Here is a 19,356-nt window from a genome sequence, read left to right on the forward strand (position 1 = left end):
AGGATGCCAAATTGGCATCCTTTCTTTTGCTTAGATTATTTATTTGGAGGCGGGACTCGGGTCCAAAAGTGCATTGCCCAACCCAGCAGCATACAACTTCTTACTCACTCGATTGAGTGCCTCTGCTTCATTGGCACCAATCACCAAACTCCCTTTGCTGCGTAAAACTTCAATCATAGATTCAATGCAGTTAGCATCGCTGTCGACACCTGACAGTTTTGAGCGAATAAAGCCAAACCAGTCATCGTTCATCTTCTCTTTTACTTTATCGAGAACTTCTTGGCTAGCGACCTGAAACTCGACTCTGGAGTCAAATGCTTCCTGATTGGTCCGTGCGATATCATAGATAATGTGTGCTTTTTTCTTCGCAACCAGCATACCCGGGATATTGAGCTGTAGTTCAGCGATTTGGCCGTTACTCATCTTAAGAAAGAACTTGATATCCTTATAGCCACTGCCATCGGCCTCGACATTAAATCGCTCTAAACTAGAGCCCGATTTAGCGAGCTGGTAACGGTCTTTCAATGCTTTTTGATATTGAGCAACAGCCCTGAACTCCTCAGTACGGCAGATGAACAGTTTCGCCCCCTGAAGGTCTCTAAAGCTTTTTACTTTCACTGTAATACGAGCACAGTCCTTTAAGTCGCCAACATCGTTAGTACGCTCTCGGGTGGTAATTTTTGCCAAGGCTCCACTGTAGCTCTTAATACCGCCGTAAGCACCGGGAGGAAAGCTGATTTCAGCGCCAAATGCCACTTTCAATCTTTGAGCAAAGGTATTCAATTCGACCTGAGCTTGAATGATCTCTTTGAACATAAGGAACAGCTGCTTGCGCTTTAACTTAGCATTGGCAACCTGATTTTTAGCCTTAAAATCCATCGCGCTTGTATCGAGTACTTTCTTCCCTGCATCATTGGTCACTAAATACTGGGACAAATCTTCGTCTAGATATTCCGCAAGATGAGCATCATCGGTCAATATGTCGAGCATCAGCTTACACATCTTGCCTTCTTCAGTTCGTTGGAAGCTCTTCGATTTCAATTTGGCTTTGAGCTCTGCGAGACCAGACTGATAATCCGCTTGGTTCACCAGACGGAAGCCCTGAGATAAGTGAGTGGATTGTTCGATGCGCTTTAAAACCTCCGCTTTCACCTTAGCCACATCTGCTGGTGTTACTTTTTTGGTTGCTGCATCAGTCAAAGCTTCGCTAGCGCCAACTGACGCCGATAATGTATCAGTCATAACCAACTCCTTGTTTAGAGGTTCATTATAGTCACTAAATCCAAGCTAAACGAAAAGCAGACTAATAACTAGCATGAATGTTTATAATATCGAGAGGTTGTACCTGTAACGAAAAAAAATCGCCAGTCAAACTGGCGATTTACAAAACTCTAGATACTGAGTGACTGGTTGATATCCATCAAGACTTTGTCAGGATCCGCAGCTTGAGTAATTGGACGACCGATAACTAAATAATCTGAACCTGCTTGAATTGCATCGACTGGCGTCATGATGCGTTTCTGATCCCCTACAGCAGCCCCTGCTGGACGGATGCCTGGTGTAATCAACTTGAACTCACGCCCTAACTCACTCTTCAGCATTGAAGACTCTTGAGCAGAGCACACAACCCCATCCAACCCAGAGTTTTTGGTCAATGTTGCTAGACGAATAACTTGCTCTTTTGGCTCAACGTTGAGTCCGATGCCGGTAAGATCACTTTGCTCCATGCTGGTTAACACAGTCACACCAATCAGTAACGGGCGGTCTTTACCATATGGCTCTAGGATATCGCGTGAAGCCGCCATCATGCGCTCCCCTCCACTCGCATGAACATTCACCATCCATACACCAAGCTCCGCGGCTGCTCGCACTGCTTTCGAGCATGTGTTCGGAATATCATGGAATTTTAGATCCAGGAATACTGAAAAGCCGCGCTTGTGTAGCTCTTTAACGAAATCAGGACCAAACAGCGTGAACATTTCTTTACCAACTTTCAATCGACAAGAGCTTGGATCAATTCTGTCTACGAAAGTAAGGGCGTCAGCTTGATTGTCGTAATCCAGTGCAACAATAACTTTTTGGTCAATCATTTCATCTCCTACTAACTAATTACATGCCTAAAAAAAGCAGCGGGATCACCGCTGCTATTTTCTTGATTGGAATCCCCAATCGAATTTCTTATTCACCATCAAGGCCTCTAATTGGCTTGATGGTTCCCCAACCTTTACATGATGGACAATGCCAGTACATTGAATGGGTAGAGAAACCACACTTACGACATCGGTAATGAGGTTTAACTTTTAACTGCTCTCCCACCAGTTTTTGCAACGTCTGCAAACTCGCTTTTGCTCGGCCTTCTTCCGCGTCGGCCAAATGATAATCCATCAAACGATAAAAACCTTTCATGGTTGGATTTTTAACGAGCTGACGAGTGAGTAGCTCCTGCGCAGAACCAGAACCTTCATGTTGAGCAACCATTTGAGCAAGCATGAGCTCTGCCGAGACGCCAGCCTTGGAGACAATACATTGGCGTAAAAAGTCCAGTAACTCCTCTTCCTGCCCTAAATGATGGTAACAGTCTGCCAATGTTGGGAGTACTTCGCTAATAAAGTCGATGTCCTGCTCAATCACCATCTCCATGTACTTAATGGTCTGAGCATAATCTTCAACCTCAAGATAGAGCTTACCTAGGGCGATGCTGGCACGAACACATTTTGGATCTTCAGATAGTGCGCGCTTAAAGTGCTGAATTGCGCGACTATTATCACCATCCGCTTTTTCTTGCATTGCAAGCTCACACCAAAAATGTGCGATGCTTGTACGCATACGTTTTCTACCTAATTTTACCAACTGGGTCGCGTATTGGATCGCTTTGCCCCATTCCCGTGTTTGTTGGTAGATCGACACTAGCTGTTGCAATGCTGCTTCACGATGATCAGGTTCATCAACGAGCTGCTCAAAGATTTTCTCTGCGCGGTCAAGAAAGCCCGATGCCATGTAATCCTTAGCTAGTTGCTGAAGAGCTATGTTTTTTTGGTCTATGGTCAGCCCAGAACGAGAAATTAAATTCTGGTGAATACGGATGGCGCGATCGACTTCTCCACGAGAACGGAAAAGGTTACCTAAGGCCAAATGTGTATCTATCGTTTCGTTGTCGACCTGAAGAAGTTCGATAAAGTGGTCTACCGCTTTATCCGATTGATCGGACAATAGCAGGTTAAGACCCGTCACATACTGACGAGAGATTTGGTTGGAGTGCTTCTGCTTGTCTTGCTGGGCACTGCGATTACCCATATACCAACCGTATGCTGCTGCGATTGGTAGTAACAAGAAGAGTATTTCTAACATTGAGTAAAAAGCCTACCTATACAACTTATTGGGCTTTAACCTGTTGAGGTTCACTCTCTGGAGGTGAAAGTTTTTTCACTTGTTTTTTCAGCTTGCGTAGTTGCATTTGAGAACGTAGATGTAAACTACCGAAGATAATCCAAGCCAAAACAAAGCCAGTCACAAACACTACACCTAGTAGTGTCGAAAGATGAAACTCACCTTGTGCCATTAAGTAGTTAAAGTTGACTACTTCCTGGTTCTGAGAGCCTAAAGCCAGTGCAATTAAAAATAGGGCCAGCACGATAACAATTTTTATAATTTTCATGTTCTATCACCTAAGTCGATATCTGCCGATACGATTATGCAGTAAAACCCTTGAACAAACCATGCCTATCTCAGAATTTCATTTCATAAAAAAGCGGCATACACTACGTATGCCGCCTCAATAATAAGTATTTTGAAATTAGTCGAGGTTAACGCGCTCTCGTAATTCCTTGCCTGGTTTAAAGTGAGGGACGTATTTGCCCTCCAGCTCTACTTTCTCGCCCGTTTTTGGGTTTCGGCCTACACGAGGCTCGCGGTAATGCAGAGAGAAACTACCGAATCCACGAATTTCGATTCTATCGCCAGTTTCTAGTGTCGAAGCCATATGCTCTAAAATGTCTTTCACAGCATCTTCAATCTCTTTCGCTGAAAGATGGGTTTGCTCAGCGCAGAGTCTCTCAATCAGTTCAGACTTAGTCATAGTTTCCCTCGTAGAGTAGTTTATCACTTATTATAGTAAGTAATACCAATTCCAACAAACACTTGCTATCAATTCTAGACACAAACCAACAATTTGCGCAATTCCAAATCGCGTTTTATCAGAGTCACTTGCTGAGATTGGTATTAAGACTATTTTAGCTCAATCCATAAAAAAGGAGCCTTTCGGCTCCTTTTTCAATAAAGCGAGATATTATTCGCCTTTAGCTGCTTTGAAAGCGTCAGCCATTGCGTTACCGAACGAAGCGTCATCTGCTTTGTTCAGAGAAGCCATTGCTTCTTGCTCTTCTGCTTCATCTTTAGCTTTAACAGATAGGTTGATTACGCGGTTCTTACGGTCTACACCAGTGAACTTCGCTTCAACGCTATCGCCAACGCTTAGGATTAGAGAAGCATCTTCTACGCGGTCGCGAGAAACTTCAGAAGCGCGGATGTAACCTTCTACGCCTTCTTCAAGCTCGATAGTTGCACCTTTAGCGTCTACTGCAGTAACAGTACCGTTAACTAGTACACCTTTCTTCTTCTCAGAAACGTAAGCATTGAATGGGTCATTTTCCATTTGCTTAACGCCTAGAGAGATACGCTCACGCTCTGCGTCTACTGCTAGAACAACTGCAGAGATTTCGTCGCCTTTCTTGTACTCACGTACTGCTTCTTCACCTGCAACATTCCAAGAAATGTCAGATAGGTGAACAAGACCGTCGATGCCGCCTTCTAGACCGATGAAGATACCGAAGTCAGTGATAGACTTGATCTTACCAGTAACTTTGTCGCCTTTAGCTTGCGCTTCAGCGAAAGACTGCCATGGGTTAGCTTTACACTGTTTCAGACCTAGAGAGATACGACGACGTTCTTCGTCGATTTCAAGAACCATAACCTCAACTTCGTCGCCAACATTAACAACTTTAGATGGGTGGATGTTCTTGTTAGTCCAATCCATTTCAGAAACGTGTACTAGACCTTCAACGCCTTCTTCGATTTCAACGAAACAGCCGTAGTCAGTTAGGTTAGTAACGCGACCAGATAGTTTGTGACCTTCTGGGTAACGCTTAGCGATTGCTACCCATGGATCTTCGCCTAGCTGCTTAAGACCTAGTGAAACGCGAGTACGCTCACGGTCGAACTTAAGAACTTTAACTTGGATCTCGTCACCAACGTTCACGATCTCAGAAGGGTGCTTAACGCGCTTCCAAGCCATGTCTGTGATGTGTAGAAGACCGTCAACACCACCTAGATCTACGAATGCACCGTAGTCTGTTAGGTTCTTAACGATACCTTTAACTTCTGCGCCTTCTTGTAGAGACTCAAGAAGCTCATCACGCTCAACGCTGTTCTCAGACTCGATTACCGCACGGCGAGAAACAACTACGTTGTTACGCTTCTGGTCAAGTTTGATAACTTTGAACTCTAGCTCTTTGTTTTCTAGGTGAGCAGTGTCGCGGATTGGACGTACGTCTACTAGAGAACCAGGAAGGAAAGCACGGATACCGTTTAGTTCAACAGTGAAACCGCCTTTAACTTTACCGTTGATGATACCAACAACAGTTTCAGCTTCTTCGTAAGCTTTCTCAAGAACGATCCAAGCTTCGTGACGCTTCGCTTTCTCGCGAGAAAGTTGAGTCTCACCGAAACCGTCTTCAACAGCGTCTAGCGCTACGTCTACTTCAGAACCAACTTCAACTTCAAGTTCGCCAGCAGCGTTCTTGAACTGTTCAGCAGGGATTGCAGACTCAGACTTAAGACCAGCGTCCACAAGAACGAAACCGTTCTCGATAGCTACTACAGTACCTTTAACGATAGTACCTTGTTGGAATTCAGTCTCGTTTAGAAACTCTTCAAAGAGTTGAGCAAAAGATTCAGTCATTTATTTAATCTTCAATAAATTAAACGTCCACGGGTATCCTACCGCGTGGGGTTATTAAATTCGCCAGTCATCATCCATGCGACCAACGCTCTGACCTAGCCGCCTAAACGACTAGCTTAGATTCGATATATTGTAGTGCCTTTTCTACCACTTCGTCGATACTCATCGAAGTAGAATCTAGCAACAGCGCATCCTCAGCGGGGCGTAATGGCGCCACCTGGCGGTTACGATCTCGATCGTCACGCTCTTGGATCTCGCTCAAAAGGTCGTCAAATTTAACATCTAACCCTTTGCCTTGCAACTGTTTAAGGCGGCGGTTCGCACGCTCTTCAGCACTAGCATCAAGGAAGATTTTGGCTTCAGCTTCAGTGAACACTACAGTTCCCATATCACGGCCATCAGCTACAAGGCCGGAGCCTTCAGCAAAAGCACGCTGACGACGCAGTAAAGCTTCACGAACGCGAGGAAACGCAGCTACTTTTGAAGCGGCCATTCCGGTTTCTTCTTTGCGTAACTCACCTGAAACATCTTCGCCTTCCAAGATGACTTTCACTAAGTCACCTTCTGCGATGAACTGTACGTCTAGATGAGTGGCCAAGGGGACAAGCGCATCTTCAGATTCTAGGTCAACGCCATGATGAATCGCAGCTAAAGCCAATACTCGATAAATCGCACCGGAATCCAGTAAGTGAAAGCCAAGCTTCTTCGCCAGAAGCATACAGAGAGTGCCTTTACCTGCACCACTTGGTCCATCAACGGTTACAACCGGCGTATGAGACGACATGTTTTACTCCACATTAGTTGAAAATAATAGCCATTGAGCTGACCAATATTCGGCGTGAATTATAGTGGGATTCGCCTCTTCGCACCAGAGAGTATTGACAGTAAAAAGCCAAAAAATAGAGCGCTTAGCGCTCTATCAATTTACAACTTTATACGACTGAGGTTTTTGTCTATTAAAGCGGGGCCAATACCTTTAACCAAAGCCAAATCAGTCACCTTCAAAAAGGGACCGTTTTCGTCCCTATATTGAACAATAGCCTCAGCTTTTTTCGCACCAACACCAGTTAGTAGCGCCGCTAATTCAGCCGCTTCAGCCGTATTAACATTCACTGTAATCTCTATTCCAGCGTATTCTGAGTTGGTGGTTTTTTCAGCCGATACAGTAGTTGGGCTATATACCGCGAGCACCATTAAAAGACTCGTCCAAAGTATGCGTAGCATTTCCCATATTCCTCTATGTCACTTGGTGGAATAGATACCGTAGAGGAACCTAACAATAGGAGTAGAGAAAACAGCGCATAATAAAACGGGCTGCAAATGCAGCCCGTTATGAGTAGTCTATCAATTACATCAACTAGGATTACTGAGTCACAACGTAATATTCGATATCGATAGTTTTACGAAGAATATTGATTAAGCCAGAAAGATCTTGTTGTGCGTTCATCTGGGTTAACTGAGTACCAATCTGTTCGTTGTACTGCGCATTAACATCAGATTTCACGTTGGTCAGCTCAACCACAACGATGTCACCGTTGAAATCTTTAGCTTGAGCGAACTCCACTTGACCACTACTTGGCTTCTTCATCGAGAAGACAACATCAGCCAACGGAGAGCTACGATCAATGTTTTCCGAGTCACTGAACGCAAGACCATTTTCAGTCATTAGGTCTTTGTTACCCTTCTTCAGCTCTGCAACCAAATTGTCGGCAAGCTTAATTGCGCTTTGCTCCCCTTTCACTTTCGCCAGCGCCGTTGTCACTTGCTCACGAACTTCGTCTAGTGGAAGCACTGTTTCGTCACGCGCATCTTCTACACGAACAACAATCACGTGTTCAGGTGCCACTTCAATCACTTCTGAGTTCAACCCGTCTTCTTTTACTTCAGGGCTTAAAATGGCCTGCATTACAGCAGGTGCTTTTAACAACTCTGGCGCATCAGCTTGAGAAATGAAGTCTGTCGTGTGAATTTCAGCTTTGATTGCGTCAGCAGCATCATCCAGAGAATCAGGGTACTCAAATGCGACCGTTTCTAGCTGACTTTGTAACTCATAGAACTGGTCGATCGCTTGCTGATCTTTTAGCTCTTGCTTGATTTCTGAAGCCACTTCTTCATATGGCTTAGCTACCGAATCTTTCAACTCGTCCAGTTTAATGATGTGATAGCCAAAATCAGATTTCACCAAACCTGTCACGTCACCAGCCTTCTTCAGAGCAAACGCGGCCTCTTCAAATGCTGGGTCCATAACATCACGCTCGATCCAACCTAGAGAGCCGCCTTCTGAAGCACTGCCAAAGTCATCAGATTTCTCTTCTGCTAGCGTCGCAAAATCTGCACCAGCATTGAGCTCATCCAAAATCGCTTGAGCTTTCGCTTCGTCATCACCTTCAATCAGGATATGACTAACACGACGCTGCTCTTCCGATGAGTACTTATCAAGATGCTCTTGGTAATATTGTTTTGCCTGCTCATCAGAAACGTCAATAGCGTCTTTCAACTGCTGAGCAGAAAGCTCAACATACGCCACTTTAACCTGTTCAGGACGAGTATAACGCTCTGGGTTTTGAGTGTAGTAGTCGTTAATTTCCTGTTCTGACAATTCAGCTTTAGATGCAAAGTCTGACAATGAAAGCGTTACTTTCTTGATTTCACGCGTTTGAGTCAAAAGCTTGCTTTGAGCTTCCACTTCTCCCTCAAGAGAAAAGTCGCTCGCCTGAATTGCAGTCAGGAGTTGATTGCGAACCAAGTCTCTGCGCAGATATTCGGCAAAGCTATCTGGCGAGAAGCCTGCACGACGAAGAGACGCTTGGTAAATCTCTTGGTCAAACTTTCCATCGACTTGGAACTGTGGCATATCGACAATCATGCTACGAACTTGAGAATCACTGACACGTAGACCTAAAGACTCAGCGTGTTGCTCTAGCAGCAAATCGTTAATCATTCGGTCAAGCACTGACTTGCGGAAAGACTCAACGTAGTTTGGGTCTGCTAGCAGAGTTGAGAAATAATCACCAAGCTGAGCTTGCATGCGATTACGTTCGTTCTGATAAGCTTGTTCAAACTCACCACGACCAATCTCAACGTTACCAACCTTTGCTGCTGAGTTATTGCTACCGCCAACGATGTAGCTGCCAACACCGGCAAAGACAAAAGATAGGATGATTAATCCAAGGATAATTTTAACCGCGATGCTATTAACGCCTTCGCGTAATCGATCCATCATATTTAAAACACTCTCCGCGTGTAGACCGCACTAGCTCTAATCGTTGCTAACACGACGTACGTTATAATTAAAATCAGATAGCGCGATAATACCAGAAAAAGAAATGCGCATCAGTATGATGCGCATAATTTAAAAAGGTTCGATAAAAACTGCCGCTATCGGCAATTTTCAGACTAGTTGCAAGAGTCTTTTAGAGCTTTACCAGCTTTGAACGCAGGAACTTTTGCTTCTGCGATTTGAATTTCTTCACCAGTCTTTGGGTTACGACCTGTACGAGCGGCACGAGTACGTACGCTGAATGTACCGAAACCAACTAGAGCAACTTGGTCGCCAGACTGAAGAGTGTCGCCCACAGCTTCAATGAATGCGTCTAGAGCGCGGCCTGCTGAAGCTTTTGAAAGGTCAGCGTTTTCTGCAATTTTTTCTACTAATTGTGTTTTATTCACTGTGATTCCCCTTTGCGCCACCTGTTATTATTTTTAAAGGCAGCTTTCGTTCCATTTCAATTTTAAAGTAACTCCAACCCCTTATACAACAAGGCCTGAAGCTATGTGGGTAACGTTAGCGTCCAAAAAAAACGCTGACAAGCCTTTTTATGCTTATCAGCGTAATCTTTTACTTATTTTTGCTGCACATCACTATTTTACAGCAGCAATTTCGACACCTGACGGGTCTTTTTCTAGCGCAACTTTAAGAACATCATCAATCCATTGCACCGGAATCACCTTAAGATCAGCGATAACGTTGTCTGGAATCTCTTCCAAATCACGCTCATTATCTTTAGGAATCAGTACCGTTTTGATGCCTCCACGGTGTGCCGCCAGTAGTTTTTCTTTCAAACCACCAATAGGTAAAACTTCACCACGAAGGGTAATTTCACCTGTCATTGCCACTTCAGCTTTTACCGGGTTACCTGTCAGGCTAGAAACAAGCGCTGTACACATTGCGATACCTGCACTTGGGCCATCTTTCGGCGTTGCACCTTCAGGAACGTGGACATGAATATCACGTTTCTCATAAAAGTCAGAGTTGATGCCCAATTTCACCGCACGAGAACGAACTACTGTCATCGCCGCTTGAATCGATTCTTGCATCACATCGCCAAGAGAGCCAGTTTGAGTCAATTTACCTTTGCCCGGCATCGCTTCTGTTTCAATCGTGAGAAGATCACCACCGACTTCAGTCCAAGCCAGACCCGTTACCTGACCAATACGATTGCTGTCGTCCGCTTTTCCGTAATCGTGACGCTGAACACCTAAGTACTCTTTTAGGTTATCCATGTTCACAGTGACCGTTTTAAGGCTGCTGTCGAGCAGGATGTTTTTCACCGCTTTACGGCAGATCTTCGAGATTTCACGCTCTAGGCTACGTACACCCGCTTCACGTGTGTAGTAACGAATAATGCCGATGATTGCAGAATCTTCAATCTCAATTTCACCCAGTTTCAAACCGTTACGTTTGATCTGTTTCTCTACTAAGTGACGTTTCGCAATATTGAGTTTCTCGTCTTCGGTGTAACCAGATAGACGAATTACTTCCATACGGTCTAACAGAGGACCTGGAATGTTCATTGAGTTAGACGTCGCAACGAACATCACGTCAGATAGGTCGTAATCCACCTCTAGGTAGTGATCGTTAAATGCGTTGTTTTGCTCTGGATCGAGTACCTCTAATAGAGCTGATGAAGGATCGCCGCGCATGTCAGAAGACATTTTGTCGATCTCATCCAAAAGAAACAGCGGGTTTTTAACACCGACTTTGGACATTTTCTGAATCAGCTTACCTGGCATGGAACCAATGTAAGTACGGCGGTGACCGCGGATTTCAGCTTCATCACGTACACCACCCAGCGCCATGCGAGTGTATTTACGGCCAGTAGCCGCCGCAATTGAGCGACCCAAGGATGTTTTACCAACACCTGGAGGCCCTACTAGACACAAGATAGGCCCTTTCAACTTGTTAATGCGATTCTGTACCGCTAAGTACTCTAGGATACGTTCTTTAACGCGCTCCAGACCGTAGTGATCTTCATTCAGCACTTCTTCGGCTTTTGCCAGATTCTTCTTAACTTTTGAGCGTTTGTGCCACGGTACACCCAGCATCCAATCAATGTAGCCACGAACAACCGTTGCTTCCGCAGACATTGGCGACATCATCTTCAGCTTCTGTAGCTCTTGCTCGGTCTTTTCGCGCGCTTCTTGCGGCATCTTAGAGTCGACGATTTTCTGCTTCAGCGTTTCAAACTCATCAACACCATCTTCAGTCTCACCCAGTTCTTTCTGGATGGCTTTCATCTGCTCATTCAGATAGTACTCACGCTGAGATTTTTCCATCTGCTTTTTAACGCGTGTACGAATACGTTTTTCAACTTGAAGCAGGTCAATCTCCGATTCCATCTGCCCCATCAGGAACTCAAGACGGTCGGTCACGTCCAACGTTTCCAGCACGATTTGCTTATCTGCCAGTTTTAGTGGCATGTGAGCAGCAATCGTATCAGCAAGGCGAGCCGCTTCGTCGATACCGTTGAGTGATGTTAGAACTTCAGGTGGAATTTTCTTGTTTAGCTTGATGAAGCCTTCAAACTGATTAATCGCACTGCGAACAATCACTTCTTCTTCGCGTTCATCGAGCTGCTCTGTCGTCAGATATTCTGCGTCAGCAGTAAAGAATTCGTCTTCTTCAAATTTATGAATTTTTGCTCGTTGCTGGCCTTCAACCAACACTTTTACTGTCCCATCCGGCAGCTTTAGCAATTGAAGAATGGTTGCCACGGTACCAACATCAAACAAATCGTCTTTTGCTGGCTCATCGGTTTCGGCTTTTTTCTGCGCAACTAGCAGTATTTGCTTGTTGTTATCCATTGCCGCTTCAAGGCAAGCAATCGACTTTTCACGTCCAACAAACAAAGGAATTACCATGTGCGGGTAAACGACTACATCTCTTAGAGGTAGTACGGGGATCTCGATACGTTCGGAACGTTCCAAGTTCATATTCTTCTCTCTTCCGCTTAGTCTTATGAGCAGTATATGGGGGCTAATTGGTTGGATTCAATGAAAGAATAAAAAAAAGGAGGTAAATGATTACCTCCTTAAATTATTCATTAATTTATGTGAATCTGATTAAGATTCTGCGCCCGCGGCCTGATTATCCGAGTTGCTGTAAATCAGCAGTGGGTCAGACTCACCATTAATCACTGATTCATCAATGACGACTTTGCTAACGTCATTCATGGATGGAAGCTCATACATGGTTTCCAACAGGACGCCTTCCAAGATTGAACGTAATCCACGAGCACCTGTTTTACGTTCCATCGCTTTCTTCGCAATAGCACGTAGAGCGTCTTCGCGGAATTCAAGCTCAGAGTCTTCTAGCTCGAACAACGCTGCGTACTGTTTGGTCAACGCGTTCTTAGGCTCACACAAGATCTGAATCAGTGCTTCTTCATCCAGCTCTGTTAGCGTTGTTGTCACAGGTAGACGACCGATGAACTCTGGGATCAGGCCATATTTAACCAAATCTTCTGGTTCAACCTGAGTGAAGAGCTCACCTACTGTCTTCGTTTCGTCTTTAGAGCGGACTTCAGCTCCAAAACCAATACCTGTACCCGTCGCAACACGCTGCTCAATCACTTTATCTAGGCCCGCAAATGCACCACCACAGATAAATAGGATCTTAGATGTGTCAACTTGAAGGAATTCTTGTTGAGGATGCTTACGCCCACCTTGAGGTGGAACTGAAGCCACAGTACCTTCAATCAGTTTTAGCAACGCCTGCTGAACACCTTCACCGGACACGTCACGAGTGATTGATGGGTTTTCAGCCTTACGTGAAATCTTATCGATTTCATCAATGTACACGATGCCGCGTTCGGCTTTTGCTACGTCATAGTCACATTTCTGCAGTAGCTTCTGAATGATGTTTTCAACATCTTCACCTACGTAACCGGCTTCGGTTAGCGTAGTGGCATCCGCCATTGTAAATGGTACATCTAGGAAACGCGCTAATGTCTCAGCCAGTAGTGTTTTACCACTACCCGTAGGACCAATAAGAAGGATGTTACTCTTACCGAGCTCAACACCTTCACTTGTCGTGTCTCCATTACGTAAACGCTTATAGTGGTTATAAACGGCTACTGCTAGCACTTTCTTAGCGTAATCTTGGCCAATCACGTAATCATCAAGGTGTTCACGAATCTCTCTTGGCACTGGCAGTGCTTCCGATTGTTTCTTCGGCAGAACATCTTTGATTTCTTCACGAATAATGTCGTTACACAAATCGACACATTCGTCACAAATGTAAACGGATGGACCAGCGATTAGCTTGCGAACTTCGTGCTGGCTTTTGCCGCAGAAAGAGCAGTAAAGAAGCTTACTACTACCGCTCTCTTTGCTTTTGTCTGTCATTCGCTAACCTCTTAGCCTTTACTCTTTATGATCTGAGTGTATATCAATTATAGCCAAAATGCTCTGGCAATTATTACTCACCGCGATGAGTTAGCACTGCATCAACCAAACCGTATTCAACAGCTTGATCAGCGGCCATAAAGTTATCACGGTCAGTGTCACGCTCAATCACCTCAAGAGGTTGACCTGTGTGTTCAGCAAGTAACTTGTTCAGTTTCTGTTTGATGGTCAGGATTTCCTGAGCGTGGATTTGGATGTCAGACGCCTGGCCCTGGAAACCGCCCAGAGGCTGGTGAATCATCACGCGAGAATTTGGTAGTACATAACGCTTGCCTGGCGCACCACCAGCAAGAAGGAAAGCACCCATTGAGCACGCTTGGCCCATACATACTGTACTAACGTTTGGCTTGATGAACTGCATCGTATCGTAGATCGACATACCTGCAGTTACACTGCCGCCCGGCGAGTTGATGTAGAGGAAAATATCTTTATCAGGATTTTCAGATTCTAAGAAAAGCAGCTGCGCCACGACAAGATTTGCCATGTGGTCTTCCACTTGACCAGTTAAGAAAATCACGCGCTCTTTTAATAAACGAGAGTAAATATCGTAAGAACGTTCACCGCGGGAAGTCTGTTCAACCACCATTGGTACCAGCGCGTCTAAAATTGGTGACATTGCATTTTTTTCTTGGTAGCTCATATTCTTATGTCCCTAAAATAAATGGCCCGGATGATAAATATCATACGGACCATTGTTAGCAGAATAGTTAACGTTCCGTCAACCTTCTACGCAAGATATTGCTTATTAAGCTGGCTGCTGTTGGTTCATTAGCTCGTTGAAGCTAACTTCTTTCTCAGAAACCTGTGCTTTAGCGATGATTGCATCGATGGCTTGCTCTTCAAGCGCAACGTTACGCATGTTGTCCATCATCTGAGTGTTTTGCTCGTAGTAAGCAATTACTTCTGATGGATCTTCGTATGCTGTAGCCATTTCTTCGATAAGCGCTTTCACTTTCTCATCGTCAGCTTTTAGCTCTTCAGACTTGATTACTTCACCTAGAAGAAGACCAACAACTACGCGACGCTTAGCTTGCTCTTCGAACAGTTCACGTGGAAGTTGCTCAGCTGCTTCTGGGTTGCCACCAAAACGCTGTGCAGCTTGCTGACGTAGTGTACCGATCTCTTGATCGATAAGTGCAGCTGGTACGTCGATTTCATTTTCGTTAACTAGACCGTCAATCGCTTGCTCTTTGATGCGGTTTTTAACTGCTTGCTTAAGCTCACGCTCCATGTTCTTACGAACTTCAGCTTTAAGAGCGTCAACGCCACCTTCAGCTACACCGAACTTAGAAACGAACTCATCGTTGATTTCTGGAAGTTCACGTGCTTCAACCTTGTTCACTTTGATCGCGAACTTAGCTGCTTTACCTTTTAGGTTTTCAGCGTGGTAATCTTCTGGGAATGTTACATCGATGTCGAATTCCATACCCGCTGTTTTACCAGTGATACCGTCTTCGAAACCAGGAATCATGCGACCTGCGCCCATTTCTAGTGGGAAGTTCTCAGCTTTACCACCTTCGAACTCTTCGCCGTCGATAGAACCAACGAAATCGATAGTTGCACGAGTACCTTCTTCAGCAGCTGAATCAACTTCTGCCCAAGTAGCTTGTTGCTTACGTAGAGTTTCGATCATCTCTTCAACGTCAGCATCTTGAACTTCAGTCGTTGGCTTTTCAACAGTGATGTTCTCTAGACCTTTCAGCTCAACTTCTGGGTAAACTTCAAAAGTTGCGTTGAATACTAGGTCTTCACCTTCTTTGCTCTCTACTGGAGCGAAAGTTGGTGCGCCTGCTGGGTTGATTTTTTCTTTAACGATCGCTTCGATGAAGTGGCGTTGCATTACTTCACCCATTACGTCTTGACGTACTGCTTTGCCGTACATCTTCGCAACCATTTTCAGAGGCACTTTGCCTTTACGGAAACCATCGAAACGACGGTTTTTAGCGATGTTGCGTAGTTCAGCTGTTACAGCATCTTCGATGTTAGCAGCAGGAACAGTAATGTTTAGACGGCGCTCTAGGCCCTCTAGCGTTTCAACAGTAACTTGCATTATTCATTAACCTCAAAACTGGCTCAGACTGAGCTGAGCGTATGTGCCCTAAAACCTTGAAAAGTTCAGGACCCATCCTTGTTTGCGCTCTAAGAGCACTCTTCGTAAATCGAGTATCGATAACCAAACGAGTCAGTTACCGGACTAATTAGCGATATCTTTCCAACCAAGTTGGTGAAAGGTATCTCCGATTAGCCTCAGGATAAAAATTCAGACGCAGCATTCTACCGACCTCGTCGGTCACTGTCGAGCCGATCACTAACATAGGTCAGGCTTTACCCTAAAAACTCAGTTAACTGCTATAAAAAACATCAATCAAACAGCTAGCCGTTCCAGAAATGGGGACATTAATCGGTTTTTCAAGAGAAACTAATCTTTTTTCTGAATTAAACGAGAAAACTAGATCCAAGTCCGGTTTTGTTCCTCATTTTCGTTACACAACTAAACACACCCGTAACAAAAAACATTACCCTAAGTTATCAGTAGTACCTCAGTTACAGGGAATGTAATGTCACCTTTTCGTCGGGCAAATGCCTACCTGCTCATTCTTTACCTGTTCTGCCTAATTGTTGGCTCTCAATGGGTATGGAATTACCACTATCAATCCCTACTCGACGAACATCAGGCACAACTTGATCGCTTTGCTAGCCATATCGCCTCAAGACTGGATAAGTACGCCCACCTCCCCCAGTTACTTGCTAAAGATACTGAGCTAATTTCTGCCTTAATGCAGCCTGACAACCCGGCTCAACTTGACATCACAAACCGCTATCTAGAAACGTCAATAACATCATCCAAGCGTCCGATACTTATCTGATAGATCGGGTCGGCAACACCATTGCTGCCAGCAACTGGAATTTGGAGCGCTCGTTTATTGGCAAAAACTTTTCGTGGCGCCCCTATTTTTCAGAAGCGGTGAAAGGCAACTCCAGCCAGTATTTCGCACTTGGTTCAACGTCTGGGCAAAGAGGCTACTACTATTCATTCCCCGTTGTGTACGCAGGTGAAATAGCCGGCGTTATTGTGGTCAAGATGGACCTGTCTGCAATCGAAGAGAACTGGAAGGGTAAGCAAAATACGTTTGTTGCGACCGACAGCTACGACGTGATTTTCATGTCGAGTAACCCGCAGTGGTTATTTAAAAGCCTGCTCACTCTGACAGAAGCGGAACGGAATCAAATTTCTAACAGCCGTCAATACCTAGATAAAGACATAAAATCTCTCGGGCTGGTTGGACAGCTCGATAAGGCTCAGTCTGAACTCGAAAACCATTTGCTCGGCTGGATACAAGGCGACTACATTGTCTCCAGTCGCACGCTTTCCTTGCTCGATCTTACCATTCGTGTATTGACTGAAAAGATAACGGTTTTTTGGTCTACGCTAAGTTTCGCTCTGATACTGACTCTGCTGTTTGTAATTGCATTTTTAACACTGCAACTTACCTACCAAAGGCATCTCAAAAAGCGCCAGTTTGAGCAACTGCAGTCTGAAGCAAAACAAAAGCTGGAATTTCTGGTTCTTGAACGAACGTCAGAATTACAGGCCGAAGTGTTAGAGCGTTCTCGCACCGAACAAATGTTGCGTCAAACACAAGACGAATTAATCCAAGCCGCTAAACTGGCGGTTCTTGGTCAAATGTCTGCCAGTATTAGCCATGAGTTAAATAATCCACTAGCCGCGATTCGAAGCTTTGCAGACAATGGCCGCCGCTTTTTGGATAAGAACAAACTTGATCGTGTCGACGATAATCTCAGTCGAATCTCAGCATTGACTGACCGGATGGCCAAAATCAGCAATCAATTAAAATCCTTTACACGCAAATCAGACACCAGCGACAAAAGCGTTCTCGATATCGAACCTATTTTGCTCTCAGCGAAAGAACTGGTTGCACCTCAGATAAAATCTTATCGGGTAGAATTAGCCACGCACTTTAATCACACCACAGGCTCCGCCGAGGTAAACGCGATTCAGCTGGAACAGGTTTTGATTAATCTAATCACCAACGCTGCGCAAGCTGTGGAAGAACAGGACGAACGCATTGTCGAACTCCGCACTGAACAAACAGAGGCATCGATCATGATCTACATCGATGACAACGGCCCTGGGATTAAAAAAGATCAAGCTAAGCACCTATTTGAGCCATTCTTTACTACGAAGAAAAATGGCTTGGGTCTGGGCCTATCGATTTCCCAACAGATTATTAAAGCAATGGATGGCCAGTTAACCGTGGAAACCTCACCATATGGCGGAGCAAGGTTTGCCATACAGCTACCATTTCATGTTTCGACTGTAAGAGACAACGCAAAGGAATCTTGATGTACGACGTCTTTTTTATCGATGACGAAAGCGATATTCGCTTAGCCATAGAGCAGAGCTTCGAGTTAGAAGAAATATCCGCACTATTTTTTTCCAGTGCCGAAGATGCACTTCTTGCCATTAAGCAGGACGGTTTGCCAAAAGTAGTCATTTCCGATATCTGCTTGCCCGGTCTTTCCGGTGAAAACCTGCTTTCAACGGTACTACATCAGGACAAAGATGTTCCCGTCATTCTCATTACGGGCCATGGAGATATATCCATGGCGGTCAATGCTCTCAGAAATGGGGCTTATGACTTTATCGAGAAACCCTTCCCCATCGACCGGCTGATCGATACCACACGACGAGGATTGGAAAAGCGTGACCTCACTCTGGAGAATCAGGAACTCAAGCGTAGTCTCAAAGCAAGCCAGACCCTCGGCCCTCGGATCATAGGTGACACACCGTCTATCCAAATGCTGAGAGAAACCATTTCACATATTGCCGATACCGACGCCGATATTCTCTTATTTGGTGAAACTGGGACAGGCAAAGAGCTGGTTGCTCGTTCGATTCACGAACAAAGTTCAAGACGCGACGCGAACTTTGTCGCCATCAACTGTGGCGCAGTGCCTGAAAACCTCATCGAGAGTGAACTCTATGGCCACGAAAAAGGAGCATTTACTGGTGCAGAAACTAAACGTATCGGTAAGTTTGAGCATGCTCAGGGCGGAACATTATTCCTTGATGAGATTGAATCCATGCCGATGCAGGCACAAATACGACTGTTACGCGTCCTTCAGGAACGCGTAATTGAACGAGTGGGCTCGAATGAGCTGTTACCACTGGATATAAGAGTCATTGCTGCTACAAAAATGGATCTGAAGAAAGCGGCAGAGGCAGGGGAATTTCGTCAAGATCTCTACTACCGCCTTAACATCGTCACGCTTGATTTGCCTGCACTGAGAGAGCGTAAAGAAGACATCGCGGCTCTGTTCCACCACTTCCTGTTGGTTGCCGCTTCACGCTATGGAAAAAGCGCCCCTGCGCTTCCAAACAGCGCGCTGAGTCAGCTTTTAAGCCACGATTGGCCCGGTAACGTCCGCGAGCTAAGAAACGCCGCCGAACGTTTCGTCTTGCTGGGTAAGCTGACTCAATTTGGGGAAAGTATCGAGCAAAGTAATCAACCACTCTCACTGGCGACACAAGTGGCTGAGTTCGAAAGAAGTGCAATAGAGCAAGCCTTGCTTGAGTCTGGGGGTAGTATCAAACAAACCATGGACAAACTCAGTCTGGCGAGAAAAACGCTCTACGACAAAATGCAGCGTTACGGGCTAGACAAGGCCAACTACAAAGCCGATTAATCGTA

At 45.1% G+C, this 19,356-nt stretch carries 15 protein-coding genes and 1 pseudogene; 2 read left to right on the top strand and 14 right to left on the bottom strand.

Going from position 1 to position 19,356, the window contains the following annotated elements:
- Positions 1-39: 39 nt before the first annotated feature.
- The 14 genes from VIC_RS09310 to tig all read right to left on the bottom strand — a co-directional run bounded on the left by VIC_RS09310 (position 40) and on the right by tig (position 15,692).
- Positions 40-1,242 (bottom strand): hypothetical protein, encoded by a 1,203-nt coding sequence (locus VIC_RS09310; protein WP_006959328.1) that lies wholly within the window; start codon positions 1,240-1,242, stop codon positions 40-42.
- 149 nt (positions 1,243-1,391) lie between these two features.
- Positions 1,392-2,090, bottom strand: coding sequence for an orotidine-5'-phosphate decarboxylase (gene pyrF, locus VIC_RS09315; RefSeq protein ID WP_006959329.1), 699 nt, complete (start codon positions 2,088-2,090; stop codon positions 1,392-1,394).
- A gap of 88 nt (positions 2,091-2,178) precedes the next feature.
- Positions 2,179-3,348 carry a lipopolysaccharide assembly protein LapB gene (gene lapB, locus VIC_RS09320; protein WP_006959331.1) on the bottom strand — a complete coding sequence of 390 codons (1,170 nt, stop codon included), beginning with the start codon at positions 3,346-3,348 and terminating at the stop codon, positions 2,179-2,181.
- Positions 3,349-3,373: 25 nt separating this feature from the next.
- Positions 3,374-3,655: a LapA family protein gene (locus VIC_RS09325; protein ID WP_006959333.1), complete on the bottom strand. Its 282-nt coding sequence runs from the start codon at positions 3,653-3,655 to the stop codon at positions 3,374-3,376.
- Between the two features lie 138 nt (positions 3,656-3,793).
- Positions 3,794-4,075, bottom strand: coding sequence for an integration host factor subunit beta (gene ihfB / locus VIC_RS09330; RefSeq protein ID WP_006959336.1), 282 nt, complete (start codon positions 4,073-4,075; stop codon positions 3,794-3,796).
- A gap of 210 nt (positions 4,076-4,285) precedes the next feature.
- Entirely contained in the window at positions 4,286-5,956 is a 1,671-nt protein-coding gene (gene rpsA, locus VIC_RS09335; RefSeq protein ID WP_006959338.1) for a 30S ribosomal protein S1, read from the bottom strand.
- 103 nt (positions 5,957-6,059) lie between these two features.
- Positions 6,060-6,740, bottom strand: a complete 681-nt coding sequence (cmk, locus tag VIC_RS09340) for a (d)CMP kinase (protein WP_006959340.1) — start codon at positions 6,738-6,740, stop codon at positions 6,060-6,062.
- A gap of 140 nt (positions 6,741-6,880) precedes the next feature.
- On the bottom strand, positions 6,881-7,150 hold the full coding sequence (locus tag VIC_RS09345; protein ID WP_006959342.1) for a ComEA family DNA-binding protein: 270 nt from the start codon (positions 7,148-7,150) through the stop codon (positions 6,881-6,883).
- Between the two features lie 169 nt (positions 7,151-7,319).
- Positions 7,320-9,179 (bottom strand): peptidylprolyl isomerase, encoded by a 1,860-nt coding sequence (ppiD, locus tag VIC_RS09350; protein ID WP_006959344.1) that lies wholly within the window; start codon positions 9,177-9,179, stop codon positions 7,320-7,322.
- A 173-nt stretch (positions 9,180-9,352) separates the two neighbouring features.
- The gene (locus tag VIC_RS09355; RefSeq protein ID WP_004414742.1) at positions 9,353-9,625 is read right to left on the bottom strand and encodes an HU family DNA-binding protein; all 273 of its coding nucleotides are present in this window, start codon (positions 9,623-9,625) and stop codon (positions 9,353-9,355) included.
- Positions 9,626-9,817: 192 nt separating this feature from the next.
- A complete protein-coding gene (gene lon / locus VIC_RS09360) occupies positions 9,818-12,169 on the bottom strand; it encodes an endopeptidase La (RefSeq protein ID WP_021457152.1) in 2,352 nt (783 codons plus the stop codon).
- A 129-nt stretch (positions 12,170-12,298) separates the two neighbouring features.
- Positions 12,299-13,582 carry an ATP-dependent protease ATP-binding subunit ClpX gene (clpX, locus tag VIC_RS09365; RefSeq protein ID WP_006959348.1) on the bottom strand — a complete coding sequence of 428 codons (1,284 nt, stop codon included), beginning with the start codon at positions 13,580-13,582 and terminating at the stop codon, positions 12,299-12,301.
- Positions 13,583-13,655: 73 nt separating this feature from the next.
- Positions 13,656-14,282, bottom strand: a complete 627-nt coding sequence (clpP, locus tag VIC_RS09370) for an ATP-dependent Clp endopeptidase proteolytic subunit ClpP (protein WP_006959350.1) — start codon at positions 14,280-14,282, stop codon at positions 13,656-13,658.
- A gap of 105 nt (positions 14,283-14,387) precedes the next feature.
- Positions 14,388-15,692 (bottom strand): trigger factor, encoded by a 1,305-nt coding sequence (tig, locus tag VIC_RS09375; RefSeq protein ID WP_006959351.1) that lies wholly within the window; start codon positions 15,690-15,692, stop codon positions 14,388-14,390.
- A 508-nt stretch (positions 15,693-16,200) separates the two neighbouring features.
- On the opposite strand from tig, the pseudogene VIC_RS09380 reads away from it, so the two are divergent.
- Together VIC_RS09380 and VIC_RS09385 are read left to right on the top strand one after the other, a co-directional pair.
- Positions 16,201-18,008: pseudogene (locus tag VIC_RS09380) on the top strand (sensor histidine kinase).
- A complete protein-coding gene (locus tag VIC_RS09385) occupies positions 18,008-19,351 on the top strand; it encodes a sigma-54-dependent transcriptional regulator (protein WP_006959356.1) in 1,344 nt (447 codons plus the stop codon). Before VIC_RS09380 ends, VIC_RS09385 begins: the two are co-directional and overlap by 1 nt.
- Positions 19,352-19,356 lie beyond the last annotated feature (5 nt).

It is taken from the genome of Vibrio coralliilyticus ATCC BAA-450, from assembly GCF_000176135.1.
GTDB classification, from domain to species: Bacteria; Pseudomonadota; Gammaproteobacteria; order Enterobacterales; family Vibrionaceae; genus Vibrio; species Vibrio coralliilyticus.